Origin of the sequence: Pseudoxanthomonas sp. GM95 (assembly GCF_900109775.1) — a bacterium.
Classification (GTDB): Bacteria; Pseudomonadota; Gammaproteobacteria; order Xanthomonadales; family Xanthomonadaceae; genus Pseudoxanthomonas_A.
This window is the reverse complement of the sequence record NZ_FOAX01000004.1, coordinates 299967-315104: the sequence shown is the minus strand read 5'-3', so window position 1 is coordinate 315104 and position 15138 is coordinate 299967. Positions and strand designations below refer to the sequence as shown.

Annotated in this window: 14 protein-coding genes; 5 read left to right on the top strand and 9 right to left on the bottom strand. The window is 67.9% G+C overall.

Annotated features, from left to right (window positions below):
• Positions 1–60: 60 nt before the first annotated feature.
• The 3 genes from BMZ17_RS19350 to BMZ17_RS19340 form a co-directional block, all read right to left on the bottom strand.
• Positions 61–492 carry a ketosteroid isomerase-related protein gene (locus tag BMZ17_RS19350; protein WP_093143559.1) on the bottom strand — a complete coding sequence of 144 codons (432 nt, stop codon included), beginning with the start codon at positions 490–492 and terminating at the stop codon, positions 61–63.
• A 78-nt stretch (positions 493–570) separates the two neighbouring features.
• Positions 571–1191, bottom strand: coding sequence for a YdcF family protein (locus tag BMZ17_RS19345; protein WP_093143556.1), 621 nt, complete (start codon positions 1189–1191; stop codon positions 571–573).
• The gene (locus BMZ17_RS19340) at positions 1176–2132 is read right to left on the bottom strand and encodes a pyridoxal-phosphate dependent enzyme (protein ID WP_093143553.1); all 957 of its coding nucleotides are present in this window, start codon (positions 2130–2132) and stop codon (positions 1176–1178) included. Before BMZ17_RS19340 ends, BMZ17_RS19345 begins: the two co-directional genes overlap by 16 nt.
• 145 nt (positions 2133–2277) lie before the next feature.
• Here BMZ17_RS19340 and BMZ17_RS19335 point away from each other — a divergent pair, with 145 nt between their 5' ends.
• The 4 genes from BMZ17_RS19335 (at position 2278) to BMZ17_RS19320 (ending at position 9198) form a co-directional block, all read left to right on the top strand.
• On the top strand, positions 2278–2913 hold the full coding sequence (locus tag BMZ17_RS19335) for a hypothetical protein (RefSeq protein WP_175485682.1): 636 nt from the start codon (positions 2278–2280) through the stop codon (positions 2911–2913).
• A 453-nt stretch (positions 2914–3366) separates the two neighbouring features.
• The gene (gene mnmG, locus BMZ17_RS19330; RefSeq protein WP_093143548.1) at positions 3367–5256 is read left to right on the top strand and encodes a tRNA uridine-5-carboxymethylaminomethyl(34) synthesis enzyme MnmG; all 1890 of its coding nucleotides are present in this window, start codon (positions 3367–3369) and stop codon (positions 5254–5256) included.
• Between the two features lie 438 nt (positions 5257–5694).
• Positions 5695–8118 (top strand): glucose/quinate/shikimate family membrane-bound PQQ-dependent dehydrogenase, encoded by a 2424-nt coding sequence (locus BMZ17_RS19325; RefSeq protein ID WP_254775463.1) that lies wholly within the window; start codon positions 5695–5697, stop codon positions 8116–8118.
• 216 nt (positions 8119–8334) lie between these two features.
• Positions 8335–9198, top strand: a complete 864-nt coding sequence (locus tag BMZ17_RS19320; protein ID WP_093143542.1) for an IclR family transcriptional regulator domain-containing protein — start codon at positions 8335–8337, stop codon at positions 9196–9198.
• Positions 9199–9560: 362 nt separating this feature from the next.
• Here the strand turns inward: BMZ17_RS19320 and BMZ17_RS19315 are convergent, their stop codons facing one another.
• From BMZ17_RS19315 to BMZ17_RS19300, 4 genes are all read right to left on the bottom strand, one after another.
• A complete protein-coding gene (locus BMZ17_RS19315; protein WP_093143526.1) occupies positions 9561–10493 on the bottom strand; it encodes an alpha/beta hydrolase in 933 nt (310 codons plus the stop codon).
• Positions 10494–10616: 123 nt separating this feature from the next.
• On the bottom strand, positions 10617–11003 hold the full coding sequence (gene pcaC, locus BMZ17_RS19310) for a 4-carboxymuconolactone decarboxylase (RefSeq protein ID WP_093143523.1): 387 nt from the start codon (positions 11001–11003) through the stop codon (positions 10617–10619).
• Between the two features lie 24 nt (positions 11004–11027).
• Entirely contained in the window at positions 11028–11807 is a 780-nt protein-coding gene (gene pcaD / locus BMZ17_RS19305) for a 3-oxoadipate enol-lactonase (protein ID WP_093143520.1), read from the bottom strand.
• A 30-nt stretch (positions 11808–11837) separates the two neighbouring features.
• Positions 11838–13175 carry a 3-carboxy-cis,cis-muconate cycloisomerase gene (locus tag BMZ17_RS19300; protein WP_093143517.1) on the bottom strand — a complete coding sequence of 446 codons (1338 nt, stop codon included), beginning with the start codon at positions 13173–13175 and terminating at the stop codon, positions 11838–11840.
• Between the two features lie 81 nt (positions 13176–13256).
• Here BMZ17_RS19300 and BMZ17_RS21065 point away from each other — a divergent pair, with 81 nt between their 5' ends.
• Positions 13257–13679, top strand: coding sequence for a hypothetical protein (locus BMZ17_RS21065; RefSeq protein WP_139203016.1), 423 nt, complete (start codon positions 13257–13259; stop codon positions 13677–13679).
• Positions 13680–13856: 177 nt separating this feature from the next.
• Here the strand turns inward: BMZ17_RS21065 and pcaG are convergent, their stop codons facing one another.
• Together pcaG and pcaH are read right to left on the bottom strand one after the other, a co-directional pair.
• Positions 13857–14420, bottom strand: coding sequence for a protocatechuate 3,4-dioxygenase subunit alpha (gene pcaG / locus BMZ17_RS19295; RefSeq protein ID WP_093143514.1), 564 nt, complete (start codon positions 14418–14420; stop codon positions 13857–13859).
• A gap of 4 nt (positions 14421–14424) precedes the next feature.
• On the bottom strand, positions 14425–15135 hold the full coding sequence (gene pcaH, locus BMZ17_RS19290) for a protocatechuate 3,4-dioxygenase subunit beta (protein WP_093143510.1): 711 nt from the start codon (positions 15133–15135) through the stop codon (positions 14425–14427).
• Positions 15136–15138 lie beyond the last annotated feature (3 nt).

The following is a 15138-nucleotide window of genomic DNA, read 5'->3' as shown; positions in this document are numbered from 1 at the left end:
GGGGAGCGCGAGCATCGCATGCCGGTGCGTGAGGCCCGGGTGCAGTGCAGCAGGGCGCGATCAGCCGGCCGAGACCTGCGCGATCCAGTCCTGCAGGTTGTAGTAGTTGCTCACGCGCGCGATCTGGTCGCCGCGGATCTCGAAGAACGCCCCGCCGGGCAGCACGTAGGTCTGGCCGGTGGCTTCGGGCAGGCCCTCGTCGCTCTTCAGGTAGGTGCCATGCACCACGTACTCGGCGCTGGCGCGGGCGCCATCGGGCGAGACCATCACCACGATGTCGCGCAGCTGCTCGCGGTAGCTGCCATCCATGCGCTGCATGAAGGCCACGAACGCCTCGCGGCCGGTTTCGCGCGGGCCCTGGTTCAGATCGTGGGCCACGTCCTCGGTCAGCAACGACAGCATGGCGCTGCGGTCGCCGCGGTTGAACGCCGTGTAATAAGCCAGGACCAGTTCGGTGGCGCGATCCTGGCGCCGGGTACCGTCGATCTTCATGGGCACGTCTGGGAAAGGAGCGGAGGCGAGTCTGGATCATAGCGCCGCCGGCGTGATGCTTCCTGACCAGCGCTCAGGTCAGACCGCTTCCAGGAACAGGTCGCGATGGAAGAAGTACAGCTCCTGCAGGAAGAACCTCCAGCGCGTGCTGAAGGTGCGGAAGCGGCTGGTCGGCGTGGCCGAGGCCAGCGCATCGATGCCTTCCTCGCGCGCCAGACGCATGGCGCGGGCCATGTGCAGCGGGTCGCTGACGATGATCGCCCGGTGCAGGTCGTGGGCCTGCATCAGCAGGGCGGCCTGCTGCAGGTTCTGGCGGGTGGTGCGCGAGACGGTCTCGATCAGGATCGCGCGCTCGGGCACGCCTTCCTTGAGCGCGTAGCGCCGGCCGACCTGCGATTCGGAAAAGCGCGCACCGGCGCCGCCGAAGCCGCCGGTGAACAGCAGCCGCGTGGCCAGGCCTTGTTCGTACAGGTCGATGCCGTGGCGCAGGCGCTCTTCGAACACGGGTGAAGGGCGCGCGTCATAGGCCGCCGCGCCCAGCACGATGATCACGTCGGCCGGTGCGGCCTGGTCACGCGCGCCGATCCCGATGATGTAGGCCGAGACGCCGGCCAGCCACAGCAGCACCAGGGCGGCCAGTCGCCAGCACCAGCCCCATAGTCCCCAGCGACGGCGGCGTCGGCTCAGGCCGCCATCCAGGGCAGGGCGGCCAGGTCCACGTTGCCGCCCGACAGCACGATGCCTACGCGCTTGCCGGCGAAGTCCTGCGGCCGCGCCAGGACCAGCGCCAGGGCGATCGCCGAGGAGGGCTCGATGGTCTGCTTGGTGATCTGCCAGAACAGGCGCATGGCGGCCAGCGTGTCGGCATCGGACACGGTCGTCACCCGGACGTCGTTGTCGCGCAGCAGGTCGAAGTTGGGTTCGCCCAAGGTGCCACGCAGGCCGTCGCAGACCGTGTCCGGGGTGAAGTCCAGCTCCAGGCGGCCCGCAGCCAGCGAGCGCGCGGTATCGGGCGCGCCCTCGGGTTCGGCAAACCAGAGCTGGGCTTGCGGCGCCTTCGCGCGCACCGCCAGCGTGGTGCCCGAGGCCAGGCCACCGCCGCCGACTGGCGTGATCACCACGTCCAGCGGGCCGGTCTCGCCCAGCAGCTCCAGCGCAGCCGTGCCCTGGCCGGCGATGACGAAGGTGTTGGTGTAGGGATGGATCAGGTGTGCGCCGGTCTCGGCCTGGACCTGGGCGCAGACCGCCTCACGCGCGGCGATGGTCGGCGCACACAGGTGCACGACGGCGCCGTTGCGGCGGATGCCGGCGAGCTTGGTCTCGACCGCGTTCTCCGGCACCACCACGTGGCAGGGAATCCCACGGGTCCGCGCGGCTAGCGCCAGCGCGCCGCCGTGGTTGCCGGAGGAATGGGTGACCACGCCGCGCGCGGCGTCGGCTTCATCCAGGGCGAACACCGCGTTGCAGGCGCCGCGGAACTTGAAGGCGCCGCTGCGTTGCAGGTGTTCGGCCTTGAAGAACAGCTGCGCGCCGGTCAGCGCATCGAGCGAGCGGGAGGTCAGGACGGGCGTCACGCGCGCGTGCGGCGCGATCCGGGCGGCGGCGTCGAGGACGTCGTCGAAACAGGGCAGGGCAGGCATGGCCCAAGATTAACCGATGCCCTTCACGACGTGCATGGCATAAAGGCGACACACCAATGCAGCCCAGGGCAAGAATTAATCACGGGTTCAATGCCTTGGGCCCAGGCTGGTGCACTATCAGTCGGTGCAGACCGGGGGGTCCACCATGAAGCGTTTCTTGATTTCCGCCATCGCCCTGACCGGGCTGGGTGGCTGCGCGACGTACGACTACGCCGGCGGCAGTGCGCCGGGCGGCTATTACAGCGGCAGCCCTGCCTATGAATATTCCTATCCCGATGGCTACTACGGTGGCTACGGCGCGGGTTTTGGCGGCGGCTACGGGTATGGCTACTACGGCGGCTATGGCAGCTACGGCTATTCGCCGGGCTACTACGGCTACTACAACCGGCCTTATTACGTGATCCGGCCGCAGCCGCGTCCGCCGCGTGGCGATCACGATCACGGCCACGATGGCGACCATGGCCATCGTCCGCCGCCGGTGGCCGGTGGCGGTGGGAACCGTCCGTCGCCTGGTGGTCCGCGTCCCGGTCGTCCCGGCGATGGACGACCGCGTCCGCCGTTCGTGGGCGGCGAGAACGGTCAGCGTCCACAGCTGCCCGATCGTCTCCGTCCGCCAGGCGAACGTTCGACACCGACGGCGCGACCGATGTCGCCGCGCGTGCAGGGCAGTGGGCAACCGGTGCGTCCGGTCCAGCAGTCGCAGCCGCGCCAGCAGTCGGCACCTGCAGCAGTGCCAAGGGAGTCTCACTTTCGCAATCGGCCCATCCGCAACGAGCGTTGAACGCTTGCGCGCGCGGTGCGTGCCACGCAAGCTAGCGTTCGTTGACCGGTTGCGTCGTTTTATGACGTAACACGGGCATAGGCATTCAAAGCTCTATGCCGACGTCCGGTGGGGAAATCTGGATCCCCCCTGTTCCGGCCCTTGCCGGTCGTCGGCGCCCAAAAACAACAACGCCCGGCATTGCCGGGCGTTGTTGTTTGCGTCATGGATTTCGACAGGGGATCCCACCGGATCGTCCCGAAGAAAAAAGTGGGGCCGACAGTCCCCCGACTGCCGGCCCCGGCGTCCCCAACGTGCGCTAGCGGCTGGCCCCTGTTCCAATACCAGCCTTAGGCGCCCGAAGTCGCTTGCCACGATGGGTGCGAGAAGTACTAAGCAGAAGCCGTGCCAACTTTTACGCAGCCGCGCGCCCTCGCCGCCACGGCCGCGCCACCGCATGAGAAAATCCGCGTCATGAGCGCTTCCTTCCATTCCTACGACGTCATCGTGATCGGCGGCGGCCACGCCGGCACCGAGGCCGCGCTGGCGGCCGCCCGTGCCGGCGCGCGCACGCTGCTGTTGACCCACAACATCGAAACCGTGGGCGCAATGAGCTGCAACCCGGCCATCGGCGGGATCGGCAAGGGCCATCTGGTCAAGGAAATCGACGCACTGGGCGGGGCGATGGCCCATGCCGCCGACCTGGCCGGCATCCAGTGGCGCACGCTCAATGCCTCCAAGGGCCCGGCCGTGCGCGCCACCCGCTGCCAGGCCGACCGCGCGCTGTACCGCAGCGCGATCCGCCGGATCGTCGAATCCCAGCCCAACCTGACCCTGTTCCAGGCCGCCGTGGACGATCTTGTGATCGAAGGTGACGCGGTGCGCGGGGTTGTGACACAGACCGGCCTGCGTTTCGACGCCCCGGCCGTGGTCCTGACCGCCGGGACCTTCCTGGCCGGCAAGATCCACGTGGGCGAAACCCAGTACGCCGCCGGGCGCATGGGCGACCCGCCGGCGACCACGCTGGCTGCGCGCCTGCGCGAGCGGCCCTTCGCCATCGACCGACTGAAGACCGGCACGCCGCCGCGCATCGACGGCCGCACCCTGGACTACGGCGTCATGGACGAGCAGCCGGGCGACGATCCGCTGCCGGTGATGTCGTTCATGGGCCACGTGGCCGAGCACCCGGCCCAGGTCAGCTGCTGGATCACCCACACCACCGAGCGCACCCACGAGATCATCCGCGCCGCGCTGCACCGCTCGCCGCTGTACAGCGGCCAGATCGAGGGCATCGGCCCGCGCTACTGCCCGTCGATCGAGGACAAGGTGGTGCGCTTTGCCGAGAAGGCCAGCCACCAGATCTTCGTCGAACCCGAAGGCCTGGATGTCATCGAGATCTACCCGAACGGGATTTCCACCTCGCTGCCGTTCGACGTGCAGCTGGACCTGGTGCGTTCGATCCGTGGGTTTGAAAACGCGCACATCACCCGTCCTGGGTATGCGATCGAATACGACTTCTTCGATCCGCGCGGGCTGAAGACCTCGCTGGAGACCAAGCAGGTCGCCGGGTTGTTTTTCGCCGGTCAGATCAACGGCACCACCGGCTACGAGGAGGCGGCCGCGCAGGGCCTGCTGGCCGGCGTCAACGCCGCGCGCTTTACCCAGGAAAAGGACGCCTGGTCGCCGCGACGCGACGAGGCCTACCTGGGCGTGCTGGTCGACGACCTGATCACCCACGGCACCACCGAGCCGTACCGCATGTTCACCAGCCGCGCCGAGTACCGCCTGCAGCTGCGCGAAGACAACGCCGACGCGCGCCTGACGCCGGTCGGGCGCGAGCTGGGCCTGGTCGGTGACGCGCGCTGGTCGCGCTTCGAGACCAAGCGCGAGGCGGTCGAACAGGAGGTCACGCGCCTGCGTGCACTGTGGGCCTCGCCCGGCAACCACGTGGGCCGCGAACTGGACGCCACGCTCGGCGTGGCGCTGACCCGCGAGACCAATGCGCTGGACCTGATCAAGCGCCCCGAGCTGGACTACGCCAAGCTGATGCAGGTGCCGGCGCTAGGGCCGGGCGTGGACGATGCGCAGGTCGCCGAGCAGGTGGAGATCAGCGTCAAGTACGCCGGCTACCTGGATCGCCAGCGCACCGAGATCGAACGCCAGCAGCGCAACGAAGGCACGCCGATCCCGGCTGGCTTCGACTACGCCGGCGTGCGCGGCCTGTCGCTGGAAGTGGCGCAGAAGCTCGAACGCGTCCAGCCGCAGACCATCGGCCAGGCCCAGCGCATCCCCGGCATGACCCCGGCGGCGATCTCGCTGCTGCTGGTCCACCTGGAGCGCGCGCGCCGCGCGGCCGTGGCCTGACGTCTCCGTCATCGGATCGACCCTGAGGGCGCCGCAAGGCGCCCTTGTTTTTGCGCACTCGGCGCGCGCCGGGTGCCGTGGTTGCTGCGTCGCGGCATGGAATCTGAAGAGATCTCTTCATCGATTTGACGGCTTTGAGCGGTCCGTTCAGTCCGGCTGCCGTTTGTCCGACGCGGTGTGCGGAGCGCGCACGCGCGGCGCGATAATCGCGCCCATCGTTCGAATAGCGGACGTCCCGTTTGCCGGTGTGTGTTGGTCGCCGGTGGGCCGAGCGGACGTCCCGGATGCGCAGCGGCAGGAGGCCGCCCCCCTTTGCGCGTTCTTCGGACCGATTGGACCTGCGATGCGCCCGCGCCCTTCATCAAGCGCCCGCGCGTGCGGGATGACGGGATGGCCCGTGCGGCCCTCCCATGGCCTTGAATAACGAAGGACGATGTCGTGAAGACTCAAACTGGTGTTTCGGTGCTATGCCGAGGCGCGTTGGTGTTGCTGGGCGTGTTCCTGGTCCTGCTGGGCGGCGTGCTGCTGGCCGGCGGCGTGAAGCTGGCCACCCTGGGTGGCAGCCTGTATTTCGGATTGATGGGTGCGGCCACGCTGGTTGCCGGCGTGCTGGTGATCGCGCGCAAGCCGGCCGGTGCGCTGCTGTACCTGGCTGCGTTCGCACTGACCATCGTGTGGTCGCTGGTGGACGTGGGCCTGGCGTTCTGGCCGCTGATCTCGCGCCTGATGATGCCGGCCGGTTTCGCCGTGCTGGTGGCGCTGGCCTACCCGACCCTGAAGCGCCTGGCCGGCAAGACCGGTGGCCGTGGCGCCTACGCGTTGGCTGGCCTGGTGGCCGTGGCCTTCATCGCTGGCTTTGCCGGGATGTTCGCCCCGCACCCGACGGTGGCCGCGACGGCGGACGGTCCGGGTGTGACGCCGGTGGATCCGGCCCATGCACAGAAGGACTGGTCGGCCTACGGCAACACCGATGGCGGCAGCCGCTTCGCCGCGCTGGACCAGATCAACCGCAGCAACGTGAAGAACCTGCAGGTCGCCTGGACCTACCACACCGGCGAGATCGCCGAGAGCACCGGTAACGGTGCCGAAGACCAGCTGACCCCGCTGCAGGTGGGCGACAAGGTCTTCATCTGCACGCCGCACAACAACCTGATCGCGCTGGAAGCGGCCACCGGCAAGCAGCTGTGGAAGCGCGAGATCAACGCCAAGTCCTCGGTGTGGCAGCGTTGCCGCGGCCTGGCCTATTTCGATGCAACCAAGCCGCTGGTCCAGCCGACTGCCGCTGGCGCCGTGCCGGTCGCCCCGGTCGCGCTGGCCGATGGCGCCAACTGCCAGCGCCGCATCATCACCAATACGATCGATGCCCGCCTGATCGCGGTCGACGCCGACACGGGCGAGTTCTGCCAGGGCTTCGGCGACAACGGCCAGGTCAACCTGCTGCCGGGCCTGGGCGATGCGCCGGACCCGTTCTACCAGCTGACCTCGCCGCCGCTGCTGGCCGGCACCACCGTGGTGGTGGGCGGCCGCGTGGCCGACAACGTGCAGGCCGACATGCCCGGCGGCGTGATCCGCGGCTTCGACGTGGTCACCGGCGCGCAGCGTTGGGCCTTCGACCCGGGCAACCCGGAAGACAAGCAGGCCCCGGCCGACGGCAAGACCTACGTGCGCAGCACGCCCAACTCGTGGGCGCCGATGTCCTACGACGCGTCGATGAACACCGTGTTCCTGCCGATGGGCAGCCCGTCGACCGACCTGTACGGCGCCAAGCGCAACGCGCTGGATCACAAGTACGGCGCGTCGGTCCTGGCGCTGGATGCCAGCACCGGTAACGAGAAGTGGGTCTACCAGACCGTCCACAACGACCTGTGGGACTTCGACCTGCCGATGCAGCCGAGCCTGATCGACTTCCCGAACAAGGATGGCAGCAGCACCCCGGCCGTGGTGATCGGCACCAAGGCCGGCCAGATCTACGTGCTGGATCGCGCCACCGGCAAGCCGCTGACCGAAGTGAAGGACGTGCCGGTCAAGGGCTCGGATATCTCCGGCGAGCAGTATTCGTTCACCCAGCCGCGCTCGGTGGGCATGCCGCAGATCGGCAACCAGAAACTGACCGAGTCGAGCATGTGGGGCGCCACCCCGATCGACCAGATGCTGTGCCGCATCGCCTTCAAGTCCATGCGTTATGAAGGCCTGTACACCGCGCCGGGCACCGACAAGTCGCTGAGCTTCCCCGGTTCGCTGGGTGGCATGAACTGGGGCGGCCTGTCGACCGACCCGGTCAACGGCTACATCTTCGCCAACGACATGCGCCTGGGCCTGTGGGTGCAGATGATCCCGCAGAAGGCCGACACCGGGGCAGCCTCCAACGGCGGTGAAGCGGTCAACACCGGCATGGGCGCGGTCCCGCTGAAGGGCACGCCGTATGCGGTCAACAAGAACCGCTTCCTGTCGGCGCTGGGCATCCCCTGCCAGGAGCCGCCGTACGGCACCCTGACCGCGATCAACCTCAAGACCCAGCAGATCGCCTGGCAGGTGCCGGTCGGCACGGTGGAAGACACCGGCCCGATGGGCATCAAGATGCACATGGCCATGCCGATCGGCATGCCGACCCTGGGCGGCACGCTGGTCACGCAGGGCGGCCTGCTGTTCATCGCCGGCACCCAGGACTACTACCTGCGCGCCTTCGACACCGCCAACGGCAAGGAGATCTGGAAGGGTCGCCTGCCCGTGGGCAGCCAGGGTGGCCCGATGACCTATACGGCCAACGGCAAGCAGTACATCGTCATCACCGCCAGCGGCGCGCGCCAGTCGCCCGACCGCGGCGACGACGTGATCGCTTACGCGCTGCCCGACCAGAAGTAAGCGCCAGCGTCATCGCGCCTGACGACGGGCGGACCGCACTGCGGTCCGCCCGTTTTCTTTTTGGTGATCTTGTGGGAGCCGCTTCAGCGGCGATGCGGCTTTCCGATAAGGCCCCATCGCCGCTGAAGCAGCTCTCACAAGAGCGCCCGCCACATGATCGGCGGCATGCGCTTACCATGGCGGCCCGCCCGCTTCGTCCAGCACGCCCGCCCCGCAATGACCGAATCCCCCAAGGTTCCCCGCGCCCGGCGCCCCGCGGCAGCGGCATCCGCCCCCAGCGAGCGTGGCCTGGCGCGCGAGATCATGCGCCAGATCGACAGTGCCCAGGGCGATCCAGACTTTATGACCTCGCTGGCGCGCGGCATGGCGGTGCTGAGCGTGTTCGCCCAGCACGGGCGCGAGGTAACCATGTCGCAGATCAGCGCCGATACCGGCATCCCGCGCGCGGCCGTGCGGCGCGCGCTGTATACGCTGGCCAAGCTGGGCTACGTGGGCGAACACGGCCGCGGCTATGTGCTGCTGCCGCGCGTGCTGGGCATTGGCGGCGCGTACGTGGCTTCGGCCTCGATGGCGGTGGCGGCCCAGCCGGTGCTGGATGCGCTGCGCGATGCGGTGCACGAGTCGTGCTCGCTGGGCGTGCTCGATGGCGACGACCTGCTCTACATCGCGCGTGCCGAAACCGTACGGATCATGTCGATCGGCCTGCGCTCGGGCAGCCGCCTGCCGGCGTACTGCACCTCGATGGGCCGCGTGCTGCTGGCCGCCTTGCCCGAGGACACGCTGGAAGGCTACCTGGAGCGCAATCCGCTGCGCCCGCGCACCGAGCGCACGGTCACCAGTGCGACCGATCTGCTGGAGCTGCTGGCCAAGGTGCGCCGTGATGACATGTCGCTGACCGACCAGGAGCTGGAGATCGGCCTGCGTTCGATCGCGGTGCCGGTGCGCAACCGCACGGGCGAGACCGTGGCGGCGTTGAACATCGGCACGCAGGCCGGGCGCATCAGTTTGCAGACGATGCATACGCAGCTGTTGCCGCCACTGCGGGAGGCGGCGTTGCGGTTGGGGGCGGTGTTGAGTTGAGCTTTCTTGCTGCTGCTTTTTTACGCACCGTTGCGTTTGGGTTGAAGCAAGCAGTTTGAAGCAGAGCTTCCGCCCCGCTACGCGGCGCGTCTTCCTTTTGTCTTGGCAAAAGGAAGCAAAACCGCCAGCGCCTGTCCCCAAGAGGGGATTGAAAACACTCGCCGATGCTGCGCATCGGTGCCCTGTGCTCCTCGTCTGATCGGGCACGGCGCCCAAACTCGCTTCGCTCAAACAGGGCGCCTCTTCGGCCCGATCAGCCTGCGGTGCTCGGCTCGCTTTGAAGGCGCTGAAGATCAAAAGCTGAGCAACCGCAACCGCAACCGCAACCGCAACCGCAACCGCAACCGCAACCGCAACAGCGCTCAGCGCGGGCGCTGGAGGAAGTCGACGACGGCGCTGACCCAGGCGGCGTGGGTGTCTTCCACGTGGGCGACGTGGTCGGCGTGCGGAAGGGTGATCCAGCTGCGGTCTTCGCTGCCCAAACGCGCGTAGAGGTGGGCGTTTTCGGTCTGCGTGGCCAGCGGGTCGTTGACGCCGCGTAGCAGCAGGACGGGCACGCCGGTGACTTGCTCGGGGCGGAAATCGAATTGCGCGTTTGCGCGCCAGTCGGTGCGGACGGGATCGGCAGCGAGGGCCAGGGCAACGTAGGCGTCGCGCACGGCGTCGGGCATCGCGCCAGCGGTGATGAAGTCCGAAGCCGCGCCTTCGGCAGTGGTGCGTTCGCGTGGTGGCTTGCCGGTCGGCTCGGGAGCCGCGGGTTCGGGCGCATCGACATCGTTGGGGAAGCCGTATAGCACCAGGCCCGACAGCGCCTCGGGTTGTGCCTGCGCGACCAGCAGGGCGACGCGCGCGCCGTTGGAATAGCCGAGCAAGGCCGGCGGCGGCAGTTGCGGATGGCGTGCGGCAATCCAGGCCAGGATCTGCTGCACATCGGCAACCGCGCGCGTGGGCGTGTTCCAACCGTCGCGATCGCGCGGCGTGGCGCCGTAGCCGCGCAGGTCGAGCGCGTAGGCCGCGTAGCCGGCCTTGGCCAGCGCCGCCAGCACCGAGCGCGAATCGGCCGCTTCGCCCGGCACCTGCAGGTCGAAGTTCGGCAGCGAACTCCAAGTGCGCCCATGCACCAGCAGGATCGTGCCGCGCGGCTGCGCCGGCACGCGCGACCATACCGCGAGCTTCAGGCCGTCATCCGCCTTGACCTGCTCCTGCTTGGTGCCAGGCCCGGGCAGCGGACGCGCCTGCAGTGCGAAGGCGGGCAACAACAGCAACAGGGCCAGACAGGCGTTTCGAAGCTTCATCGCGCAGCGTCTCGTCAGTGAGGAAAGGCCCGGCATCGGCCGGGCTTCATCATCGCCTGATTCGCCGGACGGTTTTCATGACCTGCGATGATGCCTTCATGCCGGCGGCGCATGGCGCGGCGATCAGCCTTCGGCGGCCTGTTCTTCCAGGATCGGCTTGGCCAGGGCGAACGCGTGGTTGGCCGCCGGCACGCCGCAGTAGATCGCGGTCTGCAACAGCACTTCCTTGATCTCGTCCGCGGTCACGCCGTTGTTGCGCGCGGCGCGGATGTGCAGCTTGAACTCTTCGTCATGGCCCAGCGCGACCATCATCGAAATCGTCAGCAGCGAGCGCGTGTGGCGCGGCAGACCATCGCGCGTCCACACCTCGCCCCAGGCGGCGCGGGTGATGAAGTGCTGGAACTCAGTGGTGAAGTCGGTGCGGGCATCGAGCGAGCGCTGCACATGCGGCTCGCCCAGCACGGCCTTGCGCACGGTCAGGCCGGCCTCGTAACGGGCTTGTTCGTCCATTGTGGGATCTCTCGTCAGTGAAGGTCAGGCGGTGAGGAAATCGCGCAGCGCCGTGGTGAGCGCGGCCGGCGATTCCACGTTGCAGATATGGCGGCCGGCTACCTGTACGAAGCGGCCATCGGCCACGCTGTCGGCGATGTGCTGCAGGTCTGCGGGCGGGCACACCGGATCATCGTCACCGGCGATGGCCAGCAGCGGCACGGTGATCTTCGCCAGTGCATCGCGGAAATCCGCCTGCGCCACCGCGCTGCAGCAGCCGGCATAGCCTTCCGGCGTGGTCGCCAGGAACACGTCGATGATGTCCTTGACCTGTTCCTCGTGCGTGTCGGTGAAGTGCTCGGTGAACCAGCGCGTCACCGTGCCTTCGGCCAACGGCTTCATGCCGCTTTCCTGCACGCCGGCGATGCGCTGGGCCCAGCTTTCGGCGGTGCCGATCTTGGCGGCGGTGGCGCACACGATGAGCTTGTCCAGGCGTTCAGCAGCGTTGAGCCCGAGCCACTGGCCGGTGAGGCCGCCGATCGACAGGCCGCAGAAATGCGTGCGGTCGATCTGCAGCGCGTCCCACAGCGCGACGACATCGCCACCGAGCTGGTCGACGGTGTACAGGCCATCGGCGGCAGTGGACTGGCCGTGGCCGCGCCGGTCATAACGCAGGATGCGGAAGTCCTTGGCCAGTTCGGCTACCTGCAGATCCCACATGGTCAGGTCGGTGCCCAACGAATTGCAGAAGGTCAGCCAGGGCGCGCCTTCGGCGCCGTCGATGCGGTAGTGCAGGCGATGGGTGGGCAGGTCGAGGAAAGGCATGGTGCGTGGCTCCGTTGCTTTCTTGAAAGATCAGTCGGCCGCGAGTACGCGGTCGATCCAGGTATCGCTCATGCCGCGCCAGCTGTCCGCGGCGAACAAGGCATCGAGTTGCTGGCTGCCGAGCACCGCGCCGACCTGCGGGTCCTCACTCAACACCTCACGCAGGTGGCGGCCTTCGTTGACCGCGCGCGTGGCCGCGGCTTCGACCAGCGCGTGCGCGGCGGCCTTGCCCAGCGTGCCGGCGAGCGTGACCGACACGGCCTCGGCGTAGAGCAGCCCGCCGAAGCTGTCCAGGTGCGCGGCCATGCGCGCACGGTCGAGCTGCAGGCCATCGAGCACGATGGTCATCTGCGCCAGGCTGCCGCCGGTGAGGCGGATGATCTCGGGCAGCGTTTCCCATTCGGCATGCCACTGGCCGGGCGCGCGTTCGTGCGGCTGGTTCATCGCCGCGAACAGCGTGGACACCAACCCAGGCACGCGTGTGGCCGCCGCGATCGTGCCGACGCAGCCGACCGGATTGCGCTTGTGCGGCATCGCCGAGGAGCCGCCCTTGCCGGCGCCGGACGGCTCGAACGCTTCGGCCACTTCCGACTGCATCAGCAGCACGATGTCGCTGGCGATCTTGCCGAGCGAGCCGGCGAGCAGCGCGAATGCGGTGCCGACTTCGACGATGCGGTCGCGTGAGGTGTGCCACGGCACGGCAGGCAGCGGCAGCTTGAGCTCGTCGGCGAGTGCCTGCGCAACATCGAGCCCGCGATCCTGCAGCGACGCCAGCGTGCCGGCGGCACCGCCGAACTGCAGCACGAGTGCATCTTCGCGCAGCGCATGCAGGCGACGCTGCGCGCGCTGCAAGGCATCCAGCCAGCCGGCCGCCTTCAGCCCGAAGGTGACGGGCACGGCCTGCTGCAGCAGCGTGCGGCCCGGTAGCCCGGTGTCGCGCTCTGCATCGGCGAGTGCGCGTAGTGTCGTGCACACATGCGCCAGCTTCGGTTCGATCGCATCCAGTGCGTTGCGCAGTTGCAGCACGGTGCCGGTGTCGATCACGTCCTGGCTGGTCGCGCCCCAGTGCACCCAGCGCGAGGCGTCTTCGTCGTGCGCCTTGACCTTGGCGGTCAGCGCCTTGACCAGCGGGATCGCCGGATTGCCGGACAGTGCAGTGGCTGCACCCAGCGCAGCGATGTCGAACTGCGTGGCGTCGCAGGCGGCAATGATGGTCGCGATCGCTGTATCTGGAATCACCCCGGTGGCAGCTTCGGCACGTGCCAGCGCGGCTTCGAAATCCAGCATCCCTTGCAGGCGCGCGGTGTCGTCGAACAGGACATCCACGTCGGGATCGCCGAACAGCGGGGCAAGCAGGGAGGAGGTCATCGATCCGGATCTCGAAGGCGACGTTGGAGGTGGGGATTATGCTGCGCCGGTTGGTGCAAGGGTGGTGTCAGCATTCCGTTGTTGCTGTTGCTGTTGCTGTCGCTTAGCTCTTCTTTTGCTCTGTTTCTGCTTTTGATCTTGTCGAGCCGTAAAGCGAGCCGAGCACCGCAAGCTGAAATGGCCGAAGAGGCGCGGGTGTTTGAGCGTAGCGAGTTCCCGCGCCGTGCCATTTCGGCTGAGGAGCACAGGGAACCGCCGCAACGCGGCGGCGAGTGTCCGGCGAAGGCGGTTTTGCTTCCTTTTGCCGCGACAAAAGGAAGGCGTGCCGCGAAGCGGCGCGAAAGCTCTGCACTTGATCTTGCCTTCTGTCTTCTTCGAAGCAGGAGCGAAAGCAGAGCTTTCACGTCGCTTCGCGACGCGAGCCACTTTTGTCTTGGCAAAAGTAGCCAAAACCGCCAGCGCCGACGCAAGCCGGCCTTGCCGGTTCCCTGTGCTCCTCGCTGAAAACGGCACGGCGCCCAAACTCGCTTCGCTCAAACAAGGGCGCCTCTTCGGCCGCTTTCAGCTCCGGTGCTCGGCTTGCTTTAAGGCGCTGAAAATCAAGATCAAAATCCGAGCAACCGCAACCGCAACCGCAACCGCAACCGCAAAAACAAGACCGCCTTTCGGCGGCCCCTTGATTCAATATCTGAAGAACACCGTTTCGCCTTCGCCCTGCATCTTCACGTTCCAGGCGTACTGGCCGGGCGCGGTCTGCTGCGCGACCAGCGTGCCGCGGCGCTCGGCCGGGACCAGCGCCAGGATGCCGTCTTCGCCGTTGCTGGCTTCATCGGAGAAGTAGATGCGCGTCGGCGCAGCCTTGAGCAGGCCGCGCATGAACACCAACGCGACCAGATGCGGCGCCTGCGGCAAGTCCTTCAGGCCCGGCACGCGGCCCGGCTTGATTGTGGTGAAGGAGAAGCGGCCCGCATCGTCGGTGGGCACGCGGCCCCAGCCGTGGAAGGTCGGGTCGTGTGCGTCGTGGCGCGGGTCTTCCGCGTGGTCGTAGATGCCATCGGCGTCGGCCTGCCACAGCTCCAGCACGGCATCGCTGACCGGGTTGCCGATGCCGTCATACACGGTGCCGGTGATGGTGATGCGCTCACCCTTGGCGTCGGCCGGGGCGATATCGGTGTGGTACAGCGGCTCAAGGCCGAGGCGGTAGTACGGGCCCACGGTCTGCCACGGGGTTGCCTGGAAACTCATCTGCTTACTCCCACACGGTCTGCTTGCGACCGCGCAATACGATGTCGAAACGGTAGCCCAGTGCGTACTCGTTCTCGGTGGTTTCCCAGTCGAACGAAGACACCATGCGCTCGGCGGCCTTCGGGTCGGGCACGCAGTTGTAGATCGGGTCGAACGCCAGCAGCGGGTCGTTGGGGAAATACATCTGCGTCACCAGGCGTTGGCCGATGCCGCCGCCGTGCAGCGAGAAGTGGATGTGCGCCGGACGCCACGCGTTGTAGTGGTTGCGCCACGGATACGCGCCGGGCTTGACCGTCTTGAAGCGGTAGCGGCCGTGTTCGTCGGTCAGCACCTGGCCGGTGCCTTTGAAGTTGGGGTCCAGCGGCGCATCGTGCTGGTCGCCCTTGTGCAGGTAACGGCCGGCGGCGTTGCACTGCCAGACCTCGACCACGGTGTTGCGCACCGGCTTGCCGTTCTCGTCCAGCACGCGACCGGAGACGATGATGCGCTCGCCCAGCGGCTGGCCGGGAAAGCCGGCGGTCATGTCGGCGGCGTGTTCGCCCAGGGTCAGGCGGTCCAGCGTGGGGCCGGTGACTTCCGACAGCGTCACCGGGATCGCGATCGGCTCGCTGCCGACGCCACGCAGCACGGTGGAGGCGTACGAGGGATGGATGTACGGCGGCTGCGAGCCGGGGTAGGGCTTGCGGTAACCGGAAAGCGGCTTGGATTCGCGCATGGC

Coding starts and splice junctions, on each gene's coding strand:
- mnmG (WP_093143548.1), top strand. CDS start 3,367: ATGAGCGCTTCCTTCCATTCCTACGACGTCATCGTGATCGGCGGCGGC.
- BMZ17_RS19335 (WP_175485682.1), top strand. CDS start 2,278: ATGAAGCGTTTCTTGATTTCCGCCATCGCCCTGACCGGGCTGGGTGGC.
- pcaG (WP_093143514.1), bottom strand. CDS start 14,420: ATGAGTTTCCAGGCAACCCCGTGGCAGACCGTGGGCCCGTACTACCGC.
- pcaC (WP_093143523.1), bottom strand. CDS start 11,003: ATGGACGAACAAGCCCGTTACGAGGCCGGCCTGACCGTGCGCAAGGCC.
- BMZ17_RS19315 (WP_093143526.1), bottom strand. CDS start 10,493: ATGAAGCTTCGAAACGCCTGTCTGGCCCTGTTGCTGTTGTTGCCCGCC.
- BMZ17_RS19300 (WP_093143517.1), bottom strand. CDS start 13,175: ATGACCTCCTCCCTGCTTGCCCCGCTGTTCGGCGATCCCGACGTGGAT.
- pcaD (WP_093143520.1), bottom strand. CDS start 11,807: ATGCCTTTCCTCGACCTGCCCACCCATCGCCTGCACTACCGCATCGAC.
- BMZ17_RS19340 (WP_093143553.1), bottom strand. CDS start 2,132: ATGCCTGCCCTGCCCTGTTTCGACGACGTCCTCGACGCCGCCGCCCGG.
- BMZ17_RS19320 (WP_093143542.1), top strand. CDS start 8,335: ATGACCGAATCCCCCAAGGTTCCCCGCGCCCGGCGCCCCGCGGCAGCG.
- BMZ17_RS19350 (WP_093143559.1), bottom strand. CDS start 492: ATGAAGATCGACGGTACCCGGCGCCAGGATCGCGCCACCGAACTGGTC.
- pcaH (WP_093143510.1), bottom strand. CDS start 15,135: ATGCGCGAATCCAAGCCGCTTTCCGGTTACCGCAAGCCCTACCCCGGC.